Here is a 13571-nt window from a genome sequence, read left to right as displayed (position 1 = left end):
GCAGAGGGAAGAGCCATGGACACGCGCCTCACCGCCGAGCAGGACGAGATCCGCCGCACCCTGCGCGAGCTGCTGCACAAGCGGTGCGGCCCGGCGGAGCTGCGGACCGCCCTCGACAGCCCGCCCGGCCACGACCCCCTCCTGTGGTCCGCCCTCGCCGACCAGCTCGGCCTGCCGGGGCTCGCCCTGCCCGAGCGGTACGGCGGTGTCGGCTGCTCGGTCACCGAACTGGCCCTCGCCTGCGAGGAGACCGGCCGCTGCGTCGCCCCCTCCCCGCTGCTCGCCACCTCGGTCCTGACCGCCCCGCTGATCCTCGCCCTCGGAACCGAGGCCCAGCGTGCCGAGCTGCTGCCGCAGCTGGCCACCGGCACCCGCACCGGCGCCCTCGCCGTCCCCGGCCCCGCCCTCACCACCGCCCTCGCCCTGACCGGGGACAACGGAGCCTTCCTGGCCGGCGGCGGACGGGCCGGCGGGGTCCAGGCCCGGCACGCCGACGACGGCTGGCGGCTGTACGGGCAGGCCGACCAGGTGCTGGACGGGCACAGCGCGGGGCTGCTGCTCGTCGCCGCGCACACCGGGGGTTTCGCCCGGTCCCGGACCCTGCTGTTCCTGGTGGCGGGGGACGCACCCGGTGTCGTACGGACCCGGCAGACCGCGCTCGACGCCACCCGGCCACAGGGGCGGGTACAACTGCGGGACGTGTGGGCGCAGTTGCTGGGGCGGGAGGAGACGGACGTGCTGCCCGCCCTCGCCGCGCTCGGGGAGCCGGCCGCGGCCGTGCTCGCCTGCGAGGCCGTCGGGGCGGCCGACCGGGTGCTGGAGCGCACCGTGGAGTACGTCGGACAGCGCGAGCAGTTCGGGCGGCCCGTCGGGTCCTTCCAGGCGGTGAAGCACCGGCTGGCGGATGTGTACGTGGCGGTGCAGGGGGCGCGGTCGGCCGCGTACTTCGGTGCCTGGGCGGCCTCCGCCCCGGCTTCGCCGTCGGCGGCCTGCGGGTCCGGGGCCGGTGGGCTCGCGCTCGCGCAGGCGCTGGAGGCGCTGCGCCTTGCCGCCGCCGAGGCGGTTCAGCTGCACGGCGGGATCGGGTTCACCTGGGAGCACGACGCGCAGCTGTACTTCAAGCGGGCGGCCGGGGACGAGCTGCTGTTCGGCCCCGTCCACCGGCTGCGGGACCGGGCCGCCGAGGCCGCCGGTCTCTTCGCGGGCGGCGGGGCGGCGGTCTGATGGCCGGCCTCGGTGTCCGCCTCGTGCAGCGGGTGTCCTCCACCCGCGTCTTCGCGAAGGTCGCCCCGCATGTGGTCCCGGCCCTCGACCGGACCGTGCACCGGCTCACCGGGGGCCGGTTCCTGCTCAGCGCCCGGATGCTGCCCGGGGTGATCCTCACCTGCACCGGCGCCCGCAGCGGGTTGCCCCGCAGGACTCCGCTGGCCTGTATGCCGGAGGAGGACGGCAAGAGCTGGCTGCTCGTCGGATCGAACTTCGGCCGCACCGGCCATCCGGCCTGGACGCACAACCTGCTCGCCCGTCCGGAGGCGTCGATCAGCTGGAAGGGCCGGGACATCCCGGTCACGGCGCGACTCCTCACGGGGGAGGAACGTGCGGCGGCCTGGACGGCGCTGCTGGAGTTCTGGCCGCCCTACGCCACCTACCAGGCCCGGGTGACACGGGAGATCCGGCTCTTCCGGCTCACCACGCCGCCCTGAAGGGGCGCGGTGAACCGCGCGACCAGCCACGACGATGCCGCAGCCGCTGGCCGGCACGTCGTGGGACCCCCTGCTGCGCTAGAACGCGGCCAACCGCTCCACCAGCAGAAGCGCCCCGATCCCCAGCATGGCCGCCCCGGACGTACGGGTCACCGCACGAGCCGCAGCCGGCCTCGCGGAGAGCAGCACACGCGACAACGTGCCGACCGTGAGATAGACGACCGCGCAGCACGCCATGTGGAGCAGGCCCAGGGCCGCCGTCTGGGCCGCCACGGGCAGGTGGGTGCCGCGCAGGGTGAGGAACTGGGGCAGGACGGAGAGGTAGAGCAGCAGCCCCTTGGGGTTCAGTCCGCTGATCGTGGCGCCCCTGAGGAAGAGCCTGCCGTCGGCCGGTGAGGTGCCGTCCGCGCCCGGTACCGCCGGCCGGCGCAGTACGCCCCAGCCCAGCCACAGCAGGTAACCGGCGCCCGCCACCGTCAGGGCCGTCAGCAGCTGGGGCGAGCCCGCGACCAGGACCGCGAGACCCGCCGTGGCCAGGGCCGTGTGCAGGGCGTAGCCGCAGACCAGGCCGGCGACCGCGCGCGGCACGGACCGGCCGCGCAGGGCGGTCGCGATGACGTACGCCCAGTCGGCGCCCGGTACACACACCAGCAGCAGGTCCACGGCGAGGAAGGAGAAGAGCAGTCCCGAGTCCATGGTGGGGACATTAGGCGTGAATGGCCCGAAAGTGTTCCCGAAGTTTGCCCGTTCTCTCGTACCCTGAGGGAAGATCTGTCGCATGGACGACGTAGACCGGAAAATCCTTGCGGAACTGCAGCAGGATGGGCGGCTGACCGTGACCGAGCTGGCCGCGCGGGTGCGGCTCAGTGTCTCGCCCTGCCACCGCCGGCTGCGCGAGCTGGAGCGCTCTGGAGCCATCCAGGGCTACCGGGCGGTCGTGGACGCGGCGGCGCTCGGTCTGAACTTCGAGGCGCTCGTGTTCGTCTCCATGCGGCAGGAGGACCGGGACACGGTCGCCGAGTTCGAGCGGGCGGTCGGCGAGCTGGAACACGTGCTGGACGCCCAGCGGCTGTTCGGCGAGCCCGACTACCTGCTCCGGGTCGCCACCGCCGACCTCGCGGCCTTCCAGCGGCTGTACGACGAGCGGCTCGCGACCCTGCCCGGAGTGCAGCGGCTGACCTCGACGCTGGTGATGAAGCACGTCGTACGGGACCGGCCGCTGCCCGCATAGCAGAGCAGGCGGTGGCTCACCGCGAGTGCAGCGCGAGTGAACCACCGCCCGACAGACAGGACTTGGGTACCGGAAAGAGACGGATTCCTACTTGCTCGGCTTCTTCCCGGTCACGCCCAGATGGACCAACAGCGCGAGGTTCGGCTTGAGTTCGGCCTGCTTCACACCCCAGGACGAGAAGCCCTTCTGGTGCGCCGCCACGGCCGCGAGCATCGCGACCAGCGAACCGGCCACCGCCGCCGGGTTCACGTCCTTGTCGACCCTGCCCTTGGACTGCAGCTCGGCGATGGAGTCCGAGAGGGAGTTGTTCACCGAGTTCAGGATCTTCATGCGGATCTTGTAGAACCGTTTGTCCCCCTCGGCCGCGCCGAGGTCGACCACCCGCAGGATCGCGTCGTTCTTGCGCCAGAACTCCAGGAACCCGTCCACGAGTTCCTGTGCGGTCTGCCATCCCGACTTCCCGGCCCAGGACCGGCCCTCCAGCAGTTCGGTCAATCCGGCGCCCTCGGCCGCCATTTGCTCGGCGATCTCCAGGACGGCGCCTTCGACGTCCGGGAAGTACTGATAGAAGGTCGCGGGCGAAGTGCCCGCCTTCCGGGCGACATCGATGACCTTGACGTCCCGGTAGGGGGAGGAGCTGAGCATCTCGCTGAGGCAGTCGAGCAGCTTCTGCCGGGTCGCCTGCCCACGCCGGCCGGCCACGCGGCCGTCGACGGTACGCACTTGTCCTGTCATGCCGTCAGCTTACCGAGGGGTGATCGGAGCGCGATTCGGCCGACTGCAAATGGGGTGCACGGGTGTGCTGAGGGTGGTGTGCCTGGTCTGCGGGGTGCGCGCGGCCCGGTTACTTTGACGGCATGGCCGAAAACAGGGCATCAGGGAATGAAGCGGCGGAAGAGGCCGGAGAGGTGTACGGGGAGGGTGTGCCCTGCTGGGTGGACGCCCAGCTCGCCGACGTCGAGGCCGGCAAGCGGTTCTACGGTGAGCTCTTCGGGTGGTCCTTCGAGGACGCCTACGGCTCCTCGGTGTGGGCCCGGCTGGAGGGGGAGCCCGTCGCCTCGCTGGCCCCCAAGATCGACGGCCGTATGCCCACCGTCTGGACGGTCTCCTTCGCCACCCCCGACGCCGGGGCCCTCGGCCGGCGGATCACCGAAGCCGGCGGGCAGATGGTCATGGCCCCGTTCCCGGTGGGCGACCTCGGCATCGCCGCCCTCGCCGCCGACCCCGAGGGGGCGGTGTTCGGGCTGTGGCAGCCGGGCCGCCACCGCGGCTTCGGGCGGCGGCACGAGCCCGGCACCTTCGTCTGGGCCGAGCTGTACACCCGGGACACCACCGCCGCCAACGCCTTCTACGGCGGCCTCTTCCGCGAGGCCCTCTTCGGTGAGGGTGCGGAGCCCGACTTCGGGCGCGCCCACGTCACCGAGGTCTTCCCGGCCGAGATGCCCCCGCACTTCCTCGCCCACTTCCGGGTCGCGGACCTCGGCGACGCGCTCGGGGCCGCACAGCGGCTCGGCGGCCGGGTGCAGGCGCCACCCTTCGAGACGTCGTACGGACGAGTGGCCGTCGTCACCGACAATCAGGGGGCGTCCTTCGCACTGCTGCAGCGCTGATCCGTCCGCTTTGGTCTGATTGGTGGGGAGACACCCCTATTCTCACCGGGTTCGCAACCAGCGGCCCGGCCAGGAAGAATCGGGGTGCGTGCCGCCACGGCGGTGCGGTGGTGAGACGCTGCACTTCGGTCGCGTACATATGTGGGTGGCGCGGCTCGTACGGGGAGGTGGCAGGCAAGTGGTGGATCAGCTGACGCAGCACGATCCGCGGCGGATCGGGCCGTTCGAGGTGCTGGGCCGGCTGGGCGCCGGCGGCATGGGGCTGGTCTATCTCGCCCGCTCGGCGTCCGGCCGGCGCGTGGCGATCAAGACGGTGCGCACCGAGCTGGCCGAGGACCAGCTGTTCCGGGTCCGCTTCACCCGCGAGGTGGAGGCGGCCCGCGCGGTCTCCGGCTTCTACACGGCGGCCGTGGTCGACGCCGACCCGCGCGCCGCCGTGCCCTGGCTCGCGACCGCGTACGTCCCCGCGCCCTCCCTCGAGGAGATAGTGAACGACTGCGGGCCGCTCCCGGCCCAGGCGGTGCGCTGGCTGGCGGCGGGTGTGGCGGAGGCCCTGCAGTCCATCCACGGCGCGGGGCTCGTCCACCGCGACCTGAAGCCGTCCAACGTGCTCGTGGTCGAGGACGGCCCCCGGGTGATCGACTTCGGTATCGCCTCCGGCGTCTCGAACACGCGCCTGACCATGACCAACGTCGCCGTCGGCACCCCCGCCTACATGTCCCCGGAGCAGGCCAAGGACTCCCGCAGCGTCACCGGCGCCAGTGATGTCTTCTCGCTCGGCTCCACCCTCGTCTTCGCGGCCACCGGCCACCCGCCCTTCCACGGCGCCAACCCGGTCGAGACCGTCTTCATGCTGCTGCGCGAGGGCCCCGACCTCACCGGTCTGCCCGACGAGCTGCGCCCGCTGATCGAGGCCTGCATGCAGATGGAGGCCCCCGCCCGGCCCAGCCCGGCCGACCTCCAGGCCCAGCTGGCTCCCCATCTCTTCGGCTCCGGCTCCGACGACAGCGGCACCGCCTCCGCCTGGCTGCCCGAGAAGGCCGTCGCCCTCATCGAGGCCCGCCGCGGCGGGCGCCCCGCCGCAAAGCCGTCCCCGGCGCCGGCCGGCGGCCCCAGGAGCGGCGGCCGCTCGGCCGTGCCCCCGCCGCCCCCGTACGACCCGCCCGTCCCCGCCGGCGCCTCCGCCGTCGCGCCCGACACCGGCCCGGTCCGGCTGGCCGGCGCCCAGGTGCCCATCGGTCCCGGCCCGCGCGTCGCCGACGCCCGCGCCGCCGCCGTCAAGGCGCCCCCGCCGGAGGCCGGCCTGGTCGCCAGCTGGTCCCGCCCGCGCACCGGTGTCGCCGGCACAGACCCTGCCGTAGGCCCTGCCGTGCCGCCGGCCCCGCCCCAGCCCCCGGAGACCGCGAGCGGCTGGCGGCCCTGGCGGTTCCGCATGTCCAACGAGGTCTGGGGGACCCCCGCCGTCGACGGCGACCTGGTCTACGTCACCTCCTTCGAGGTGCACGCCCTGGACGTGGGCACCGGCCGCCGCCGCTTCAAGACGCGGGACGTCGCCTGGTCGATGGCGGTGGCGGACGGCCGTATCCACGCCTCCGACGGCCCGACCCTGTTCGCCCTGGACGCCCGCGAGGGCACCGACCTGTGGCGGCTGTCCACGGACGCCTGGGTGTACTCGCTCAAGGCCGACCGCGGCACGGTCGTCACCGGCACCCGGGGCGGCGGCGTCCAGGGCTGGGAGGCGTCGGGCGGGCAGAAGCTGTGGGAGGTCACCGGCTGCCAGACCGACTTCGAGTCCCCCGAGTCCGGCCCGCTCGTCCACGACGGCACGGTCTACGTCTGGCAGGACGCCCGGCTGCGCGCCCTGGAGGCCCGCACCGGTGAGGAGCGCTGGTCGTACCCGGTCGGCGACGCCGCGTCCTGCGGCGGCGTGCCCGTCCGTCTCACCCCGGCGCCCGACGGCTACGTCTACGTCTCGGCCGGCACCCGCGTCCTAGCCGTCGAGGCGGCGAGCGGCCGGGTCCGCTGGCACTTCGAGGCGCCCGCGGTCTTCCTGTCCCCGCCCGCCTTCACCCCGGGCCCGGCGGTGACGGGCGGCGGCGTGTACCTCGCCGACTACCTCGGCACGGTCTACGCCCTCGACGCCACCGACGGCCGCGACCGCTGGCGCATCGCCACCGAGGCCCGCTCCTCCGTCGAACCGGTGCTCGTGGCGGCCGGCCACGTCCATGTCGGCAGCGGCAAGGGCCTGTACACCCTGGACGCGGTCACCGGTACGCCCAAGTGGCGCTTCCAGGCGGGCGGCGACCTGGTGGGCGCCCCCGCGGTGGCCGAGGGCCGCATCCACTTCGGCTCCACGGACCATCTTCTGTACACGTTGAAGGCGGACGACGGCCGGCTCAGGTGGAAGCTCGCCACCGGCGGCGAGATCACCGGCTCCCCGGTCGTCAAGGACGGGGTGGTGTACGCGTGCAGCAAGGACCGGTGTGTGTATGCGCTGGACGCGGAGAAGGGGACGGGAACGGCACGCACCGCGTGAGGACGTGACGGGGGTGCGTGACGGCCGTCGTACCGGTGTGTCACGGAAGGGCTCCAGACGGCGGCCGTCCCAGGGCTGACGCTACCCCCGGCGCACGGCAGCCGCCATGCGGTTCCCCCGTACGGATAGGGTGGTGGCATGCCCATGCCTGCACGGACACGCACGCTGAGGTTCACGGCCGTGCTGACCTTCGTGGTCCTCAGCCTGACCGGCTTCTCGACCGGCCGGCACCACAGCCGCCACGGAGGCTCGGGCGGAGGAGGCGGGTGCAGCAGCTCGCACCAGGACCACGACACCTCGACGTCGTCCACCTCGGGCGGCGGCTCGTACGGCGATTCGGACGACGACGGCTACAGCAGCGGCGGCACGAGCACGAGCGGCGGTACCTACCGTCGCCTTCCCACGCACCGCGCCACCTCCACACCGTCCGGCAGCGGCAGCGGCACACCTCTGGCGGACGGTACGGCGAAGCTGATCAGCTGCGCGACCGCGCGGAACCCGTACGCGACGGTGCAGGTCACCAACCCGAACGGCCGCCGGGCCGGCTTCGACGTCCAGGTCTCCTTCATGGCCGACCGCACGTCCATGCTCACCTCGCAGCACGCGCAGGTCTCCGTACCGGCCAACGGCACGAACACCGTCAAGGTCCCGTTCGACAAGGCCAACCTCGACCTGCTGGACCACTGCGAGGCAAACCCGCGGGCGCGGTTCGACGACCAGGGCGGCTAGGTGAAAGAAATCGCGATGGCCGCGAGGGACTTTGACGGGGTGATGTTCGGCCTCGGCGGGCAGGACCTCATGGGGACGCTTGGAGAACAACAAGACGGAATATGCGAAACCTTCTTCATCAAGTACGATCTCGGTGTTCGCGGGATGTGGGTCGGCACGACAACTCTGCATATCGACCCTCCGTTCGCTTACCGCTGGCTCGCTACTTTTGTCAAGAACCGGCAACCGCGGGATCCGACGCCAAGGCGCATGGATTTAAAGGTCGGGCACGAGGAAGTCGGCCTTCCCGGCGGAATTTCGAGCAGATTGCAGGCTTACCGGCTGGGATCGGTCATCGCGCTCTCTGCCGAAGTGGATTACCTCGGCTGGTTCGCAATTGGCGAGCTTGACTTGGTCTGTGCGCAGTGGACCGAAATCAGGTCTGTCACATAACTCACCGTGCTGGCTGCCCGCTTCGGGCCAAGGGGCCCCTGGAGAGCGTCCGGTGGATCCGGGAGCTGCGGGTTCAGACCGGCATCCGCTGGGACAAGGCTGAGCGAGGGCGAGTTCCTCGTCGGCGCGGTCCGGGACCACGAGGGCCCTTCTGTGGGTGTAGACGTCGCAATCCACACCGAACCGGAAGACCCTCACCTGTTCAGGATCCCCCAGCCGAGACCTGGCTCACCCGTCCACAACCTCCCGGACAGAACACCTAGCGCAGCCGGAACCCCCGCCGCCTCCCGGTGAACAGCTCCGCCTGCCGCGCGGCCGGCAGGCTGCCGAGGGCGATGAGCTGCGGGGCCTGGGCGAACGCCTGGGCCAGCCCCGCCTCCCTGGCCGCCCACAATGCCCGCACGGTCCCCTGCACCCCCTCCGCCGGAAACCCGGCGATGACGGTGGCGCAGCGCACGGCCGCCGCCAACGCCCCGCCCTCCTCCGTGACTTCGGAGACGAGCCCGATCTCATGGGCCCGCCGGGCGGAGATCCGCTCGGCGGTGCCCATCAGCATCATGCGGGCCACTTCCCCGTACGGCATCCGGGCGGCCATCAGCATGGACTCGTAGGCGCTGACCATGCCGTAGGCGGTGTGCGGATCGAAGAACCCGGCCGTCGGGTCGGCGACGACGAACTCGCTCTCGCCCAGCAGATAGAAGGCGCCCCCGCAGGCCATCCCGCGCACGGCGGCCACGACGGGCTTCCACAGGTCGTTCGCCTTCGGCCCGATCCGCAGCAGCGGATCGTCCTGCGAGTACGGCGACGAGGGCTGCGGCACGACGACGTCCCGGTCGATCCCGGTGCAGAACGCCCGCTCCCCGCTCCCGGTGAGCACGACGGCCCGCACCGAGTCGTCGAACCGCAACGCCCGCCAGGCCCGGGTGAGTTCGCGGGCCATGTCCAGGTCGATGGCGTTGAGCCGGTGCGGCCGGTCGAGGGTGACGACGGCGACCCCGCTGTCCTTGTCGGTGTCCACCCGCACGGTGCTCACGCGAGCACCCACTGCGGGAGCCCGCCGTCGCCGAAGACCACCTGCACCCGGGCGCCGATCCTCAGGCACCGCGGATCGACGGAGTCGAGCCGGGCCCCGGCACCGCTGACCAGATTCCCCACCAGCCTGATCCGCGGGTGGTCCTCCAGCTCCACCACGACGACGTTGTACGGCGCCTGCTCGGCGTAGTCGGGCAGCAGCGGCGGATGCGGCACGACGTACGACCAGATCCGTCCGCGCCCGCTGGTGAGCCGCCACTCGGTCGAGAAGGACTGGCAGTGCGGGCAGCAGGGGCGGGGCGGGAAGCGAGGTTCGCGGCAGTCGCCGCAGGCCTGGACGCGCAGTTCACCGCGGGCCGCGTACTCCCAGAAGGGGGCGCCGTCGGTGTCGGTGACGGGAGTCAGCATGCTGGATCAACTCCTCAGCAGCAGAGCGGACGTCGGGACGCCTTCCCCTGCTGTGACCAGACAGGTGGCGGCCCCCGGAACCTGCGCGGTACTGGTTCCGCGCAGCTGCTTCACCCCTTCGTTGATGAGGTTGAAGCCATGGACGTAGGCCTCGGAGAGCCCGCCCCCGCCGGTGTTGAGGGGCAGCCGCCCCCCGATCTCCAGCGCGCCCTGTTCGGTGAACGCGCCCCCCTCTCCCCGCCCGCAGAAGCCGTATCCCTCCAGGGAGAGCGGGATGAGGGCGGTGAACGCGTCGTAGATCTGCGCCACGTCCACGTCGTCCGGGGTGAAGTCGGCGTGCTTCCACAGCTGCCGGGCGGCGGTCCAGGCGGGGCCGGTGAGGGGGTCGTCGTTCCAGTAGTTGACCATGCCGTGGTGCTGGGCGGGCAGGCCCTGGGCGGCGGAGTGGACGTACACGGGCTTCCTGGCGCAGTCCCGGGCGCGTTCTCCGGACACGAGGACGCAGGCGAGGGCCCCGTCCGTCTCCAGGCAGTTGTCGAAGAGGCACAGCGGCTCACTGATCCACCGGGAGGTCATGTACATCTCGCGGGTCAGCGGCCGTTCGTACATCACGGCGGCCGGATTCTGATTGGCCCGGTTCCGGCAGGCGAGGGCGATGTTGAAGAGGTGATCGCGGGTGGCGCCGTACTCGTGCATGTAGCGGCGGGTGAGCATGGCTATCTCGTCCGCCGGGCGCAGGAGGCCGAAGGGCCGCGTCCACTGGGCCGGGGTGGGCAGCTGCACGGTGGTACCGGCCCACGGCCGGGGCCCGCTGCCCCGTTTCCGTGAGCGCCAGGCGACACCGACGGTGGCCTGGCCGGAGGCGATGGCGGCGGCGAGGTGCGCGACCGTGGCGCACGAGCCGCCCCCTCCGTACCCCACCTTGCTGAAGAAGGTCAGGTCGCCGAACCCCACGGCCTTCGCCAGCTCCACCTCGTCGGTCTCCTCCATGGTGTAGGAGGCGAGTCCGTCGACCTCACCGGGCGCGATCCCGGCGTCGTCGAGCGCGGCGAGTACGGCCCGGCAGGCGAGCGTCTTCTCGTCCTCCGCCAGGTGCTTGGCGAACGCGGTCTGCCCGATCCCGACGACGGCGGTGGCGTCCTTGAACCCGGTTGGTGCCATGGCGTCCCCCTCACAGCTGACCTGACAGGCCGTCAGATTACAGCTAATCTGACGGTTAGTCAGCTATGAGGGTGGCAGGGGGCTGCGATGAGCGACTGGGGCGACAGGAGCGACGGGAGCACCGTCCCCGATCTGGTCCGGTGGTCGGCCGAGCGGTACGCGGACAGGGAGGCGGTGGTCGAGGGCCGCACCAGGATCACGTACGCCGAACTCGGCGCCCGGGTCGAGCGCGCGGCGGCGGCCTGCCTGGCGAGCGGGGTGCGGGTCGGTGACCGGGTGGCGGTCTGGGCCCCCAACTCCCTGGACTGGATCGTGTCGGCCCTCGGCGCGGTGACGGCGGGCGCGGTCCTGGTCCCGCTGAACACCCGCTTCAAGGGCGCGGAGGCGGCGGACGTACTGCGCCGCAGCGGCGCCCGGCTGCTCTTCGTGACGGGCACGTTCCTGGGCACGTCGTACGTGGCGAGCCTGCGGCGCGCGGCGGGGGAGGGGGCGCCGGAGGTGCCGGCCGGAGCGGGTGGCCGGGGCGCCCCGCTCCCCGCCCTGCCGGACCTGATGGAGGTGGTGGTCCTGTCGCAGGACGCACCCCCGGACTTCCGCACCTGGAAGGACTTCCTGGCGGGAGGGGAGGGCGTGGCCGGGTCCGAAGTGGAGGCCCGGCGGAGCCGGTTGGACGGCTCGGCCCTGTCGGACATCATCTACACCTCGGGCACGACGGGCCGCCCGAAAGGCGCGATGATCACGCACACCCAGACCCTCCGGGCGTACGAGACCTGGGCGGACCTGGCAGGCCTGCGCGCGACGGACCGCTACCTGATCATCAACCCCTTCTTCCACACCTTCGGCTACAAGGCGGGGGTGATCGCCTGCCTGATGCGCGGGGCGACGATGATCCCGCAGCCGGTGTTCAACGTGGAGACGGCCTTGGCGAACATCGCGGCGGAACACATCTCGGTGCTCCCCGGCCCGCCCACCCTCCACCAGTCCCTCCTGGACCACCCGTCCCGGGACGCGTACGACCTCTCTGCGCTGCGCCTGGTGGTGACGGGCGCCGCGGTGGTGCCGTTGCGCCTGGTGGAGCGCCTGCGCGGGGAACTGGGCGTGGACACGGTCCTCACGGCGTACGGCCTCTCGGAGGCGAGCGGCGTCGTCACGATGTGCCGGCGCGGCGACGACCCGTCGGTGATCGCGTCCACCTCCGGCCGCGCGATCCCCGGCACGGAGGTGAGGGTGGTGGACGCGGTGGGCGCCCCGGTACCCGCCGGCACCTCGGGCGAGGTGCTGGTCCGCGGCTTCAACGTCATGCGCGGCTACTACGAGGATCCCCAGGCCACCTCCGAGACGATCTCGGCGGACGGCTGGCTCCGCACGGGCGACGTGGGCGTCCTGGACGAGTCGGGCAACCTGCGCATCACGGACCGCATCAAGGACATGTTCATCGTCGGCGGCTTCAACGCCTACCCGGCGGAGATCGAGCAACTGCTGGGCACCCACCCGGACGTGGCCGACGTCGCGGTGATCGGCATACCCGACCCCCGGCTGGGCGAGGTGGCCAAGGCCTACGTGGTACGCAGACCCGGTTCGATCCTGACCTCGGACGACCTGATCGCCTGGTCCCGCCGCGAGATGGCGAACTACAAGGTGCCGAGGTCGGTGGAGTTCGTCTCGGAACTCCCACGGAACGCGAGCGGCAAGGTGGTGAAGGGAGTTTTGCGGGGGAGGCGGTGAGTTGCACTTCTGGCACCGCGAAGTGACCGTGGGGCCGCCCGCTTCCTCGGCCAGTGTCGTGCCTCCGCGAGGCGAGTCAAGGGCGCTGCGCGTCGCCTTCGGCGATGGCCCTCTCCGGGCCACCCTTGACACGCCTCGCCCCACCACGGGTGAGAAGCGAGCGGGCAGCCCGGGGAAAGTGGCCGGCTTGCCGGGGTCGGGCCCTACGCCGGCTGCGTTCGCGTCGTCGGCGGAGGAGGCGCGACCGCGTCTCGCCTGCACGCCGGGTGGGGGCGGCGGCTTGCGGTGCGTCGGTGGGCGCGCCAGCGGGGTGGCGGCACGCCGGGTGGGTTCGGCGGCTTGCACTGGGTGGAGGTGAGCGCCGGGGTGGTCGGGGCGCCGGGGGTGGGGGTGAGCGCGGGGGGTGGTCGGGGCGCCAGGTGGGGTTGGTGGCTCTCGGTCGGGGGGAGCGGCGCGCCAGGTGGATGGTTCGCAGGGTCGGTTGGCGGCGTGCGGGCGGCAGGAGTTGGCGACGGACGGGGCAACTGGGCGCCCCGGGAGGCGACTCGGGTAGCCGACGGCCTTCAGAGCGCCCCTTCTGTCACACCAGCCCCAGGGGCCGCGGGCAGGGGAGTAATCGGCAGACTTGGGCCAGTCGGGGAGGGCTGCCCTGCCTATCTCCTGAGGAAGAGAGCGCCCAAAGATTCCAATCCCTGCTGTCCCCACCTTCGGGGCCCTCGAATGGCGGGATGACGCGCCACCAGGCCACGTGGAGTGGGGCCCCCTCGCGCTCACCGCAAGTCGCCGAACCCATCCGGAGTGCCCGACCTCGCTGGGGCGCCCCCCACTCACCGCAAGCCGCCAATCCCCCGGCGTGCCGGCGACGCGCGGTCGCGCCCGTCAACCCCGGCCCAGAACGCAGCCGAGCCATGCCGCAAACCCCACCAGGCCACCCGCCTTTCCGGGCCGCTCGCTCGCTTCTTCCCCGTGCTGGAGCGAGGCGTGTCTAGGGTGGCCCGGAGGGT

Annotated in this window: 13 protein-coding genes; 8 read left to right on the top strand and 5 right to left on the bottom strand. The window is 72.3% G+C overall.

The features are described 5' to 3' along the window. Positions 1 to 15 precede the first annotated feature (15 nt). Both ACZ7GZ_RS22075 and ACZ7GZ_RS22070 read left to right on the top strand, forming a co-directional pair. The gene (locus ACZ7GZ_RS22075) at positions 16 to 1224 is read left to right on the top strand and encodes an acyl-CoA dehydrogenase family protein (RefSeq protein WP_471026619.1); all 1209 of its coding nucleotides are present in this window, start codon (positions 16 to 18) and stop codon (positions 1222 to 1224) included. Continuing rightward, a complete protein-coding gene (locus tag ACZ7GZ_RS22070; RefSeq protein WP_471026617.1) occupies positions 1224 to 1703 on the top strand; it encodes a nitroreductase family deazaflavin-dependent oxidoreductase in 480 nt (159 codons plus the stop codon). Before ACZ7GZ_RS22075 ends, ACZ7GZ_RS22070 begins: the two co-directional genes overlap by 1 nt. A 78-nt stretch (positions 1704 to 1781) precedes the next feature. Here ACZ7GZ_RS22070 and ACZ7GZ_RS22065 read toward each other — a convergent pair whose 3' ends face one another. Further along, positions 1782 to 2399: a LysE family translocator gene (locus tag ACZ7GZ_RS22065; RefSeq protein WP_471026616.1), complete on the bottom strand. Its 618-nt coding sequence runs from the start codon at positions 2397 to 2399 to the stop codon at positions 1782 to 1784. 82 nt (positions 2400 to 2481) lie between these two features. Between ACZ7GZ_RS22065 and ACZ7GZ_RS22060 the strand changes: the two genes are divergently transcribed. Continuing rightward, positions 2482 to 2934 carry an Lrp/AsnC family transcriptional regulator gene (locus tag ACZ7GZ_RS22060; RefSeq protein ID WP_055710012.1) on the top strand — a complete coding sequence of 151 codons (453 nt, stop codon included), beginning with the start codon at positions 2482 to 2484 and terminating at the stop codon, positions 2932 to 2934. An 87-nt stretch (positions 2935 to 3021) separates the two neighbouring features. Here ACZ7GZ_RS22060 and ACZ7GZ_RS22055 read toward each other — a convergent pair whose 3' ends face one another. Next, positions 3022 to 3669: a TetR family transcriptional regulator gene (locus tag ACZ7GZ_RS22055; RefSeq protein ID WP_471026614.1), complete on the bottom strand. Its 648-nt coding sequence runs from the start codon at positions 3667 to 3669 to the stop codon at positions 3022 to 3024. 122 nt (positions 3670 to 3791) lie between these two features. On the opposite strand from ACZ7GZ_RS22055, the gene kbpA reads away from it, so the two are divergent. From kbpA to ACZ7GZ_RS22035, 4 genes are all read left to right on the top strand, one after another. Then, positions 3792 to 4544 (top strand): AfsK-binding protein KbpA, encoded by a 753-nt coding sequence (kbpA, locus tag ACZ7GZ_RS22050; protein ID WP_471026611.1) that lies wholly within the window; start codon positions 3792 to 3794, stop codon positions 4542 to 4544. Between the two features lie 178 nt (positions 4545 to 4722). After that, complete coding sequence (afsK, locus tag ACZ7GZ_RS22045) at positions 4723 to 7080, top strand: protein serine/threonine kinase AfsK (protein ID WP_471026609.1); 2358 nt, start codon at positions 4723 to 4725, stop codon at positions 7078 to 7080. Positions 7081 to 7224: 144 nt separating this feature from the next. Further along, positions 7225 to 7809, top strand: a complete 585-nt coding sequence (locus tag ACZ7GZ_RS22040; RefSeq protein ID WP_471026608.1) for a hypothetical protein — start codon at positions 7225 to 7227, stop codon at positions 7807 to 7809. Continuing rightward, positions 7810 to 8241, top strand: a complete 432-nt coding sequence (locus tag ACZ7GZ_RS22035; protein WP_471026605.1) for a hypothetical protein — start codon at positions 7810 to 7812, stop codon at positions 8239 to 8241. It begins immediately after the preceding gene. Between the two features lie 259 nt (positions 8242 to 8500). Here ACZ7GZ_RS22035 and ACZ7GZ_RS22030 read toward each other — a convergent pair whose 3' ends face one another. From ACZ7GZ_RS22030 to ACZ7GZ_RS22020, 3 genes are read right to left on the bottom strand one after another with little or no spacing between them, the layout of a single operon-like run. Further along, positions 8501 to 9274, bottom strand: coding sequence for an enoyl-CoA hydratase/isomerase family protein (locus ACZ7GZ_RS22030; protein ID WP_471026603.1), 774 nt, complete (start codon positions 9272 to 9274; stop codon positions 8501 to 8503). After that, positions 9271 to 9681, bottom strand: a complete 411-nt coding sequence (locus ACZ7GZ_RS22025) for a Zn-ribbon domain-containing OB-fold protein (protein WP_471026602.1) — start codon at positions 9679 to 9681, stop codon at positions 9271 to 9273. Before ACZ7GZ_RS22025 ends, ACZ7GZ_RS22030 begins: the two co-directional genes overlap by 4 nt. 6 nt (positions 9682 to 9687) lie before the next feature. Further along, the gene (locus ACZ7GZ_RS22020; protein WP_471026599.1) at positions 9688 to 10842 is read right to left on the bottom strand and encodes a lipid-transfer protein; all 1155 of its coding nucleotides are present in this window, start codon (positions 10840 to 10842) and stop codon (positions 9688 to 9690) included. Positions 10843 to 10929: 87 nt separating this feature from the next. Here ACZ7GZ_RS22020 and ACZ7GZ_RS22015 point away from each other — a divergent pair, with 87 nt between their 5' ends. Further along, the gene (locus ACZ7GZ_RS22015) at positions 10930 to 12567 is read left to right on the top strand and encodes a FadD3 family acyl-CoA ligase (RefSeq protein WP_471026597.1); all 1638 of its coding nucleotides are present in this window, start codon (positions 10930 to 10932) and stop codon (positions 12565 to 12567) included. Positions 12568 to 13571 lie beyond the last annotated feature (1004 nt).

It is taken from the genome of Streptomyces sp. NPDC037288 (genome assembly GCF_055603265.1).
The sequence above is the reverse complement of the archived record's forward strand: the minus strand, read 5'-3'. Positions and strand labels throughout refer to the sequence as shown.

Bases quoted from the DNA above. Each gene is read 5' to 3' on its own strand.
- ACZ7GZ_RS22075 (WP_471026619.1), top strand. From the start codon at position 16: ATGGACACGCGCCTCACCGCCGAGCAGGACGAGATCCGCCGCACCCTG.
- ACZ7GZ_RS22070 (WP_471026617.1), top strand. From the start codon at position 1,224: ATGGCCGGCCTCGGTGTCCGCCTCGTGCAGCGGGTGTCCTCCACCCGC.
- ACZ7GZ_RS22065 (WP_471026616.1), bottom strand. From the start codon at position 2,399: ATGGACTCGGGACTGCTCTTCTCCTTCCTCGCCGTGGACCTGCTGCTG.
- ACZ7GZ_RS22060 (WP_055710012.1), top strand. From the start codon at position 2,482: ATGGACGACGTAGACCGGAAAATCCTTGCGGAACTGCAGCAGGATGGG.
- ACZ7GZ_RS22055 (WP_471026614.1), bottom strand. From the start codon at position 3,669: ATGACAGGACAAGTGCGTACCGTCGACGGCCGCGTGGCCGGCCGGCGT.
- kbpA (WP_471026611.1), top strand. From the start codon at position 3,792: ATGGCCGAAAACAGGGCATCAGGGAATGAAGCGGCGGAAGAGGCCGGA.
- ACZ7GZ_RS22040 (WP_471026608.1), top strand. From the start codon at position 7,225: ATGCCTGCACGGACACGCACGCTGAGGTTCACGGCCGTGCTGACCTTC.
- ACZ7GZ_RS22025 (WP_471026602.1), bottom strand. From the start codon at position 9,681: ATGCTGACTCCCGTCACCGACACCGACGGCGCCCCCTTCTGGGAGTAC.
- ACZ7GZ_RS22020 (WP_471026599.1), bottom strand. From the start codon at position 10,842: ATGGCACCAACCGGGTTCAAGGACGCCACCGCCGTCGTCGGGATCGGG.
- ACZ7GZ_RS22015 (WP_471026597.1), top strand. From the start codon at position 10,930: ATGAGCGACTGGGGCGACAGGAGCGACGGGAGCACCGTCCCCGATCTG.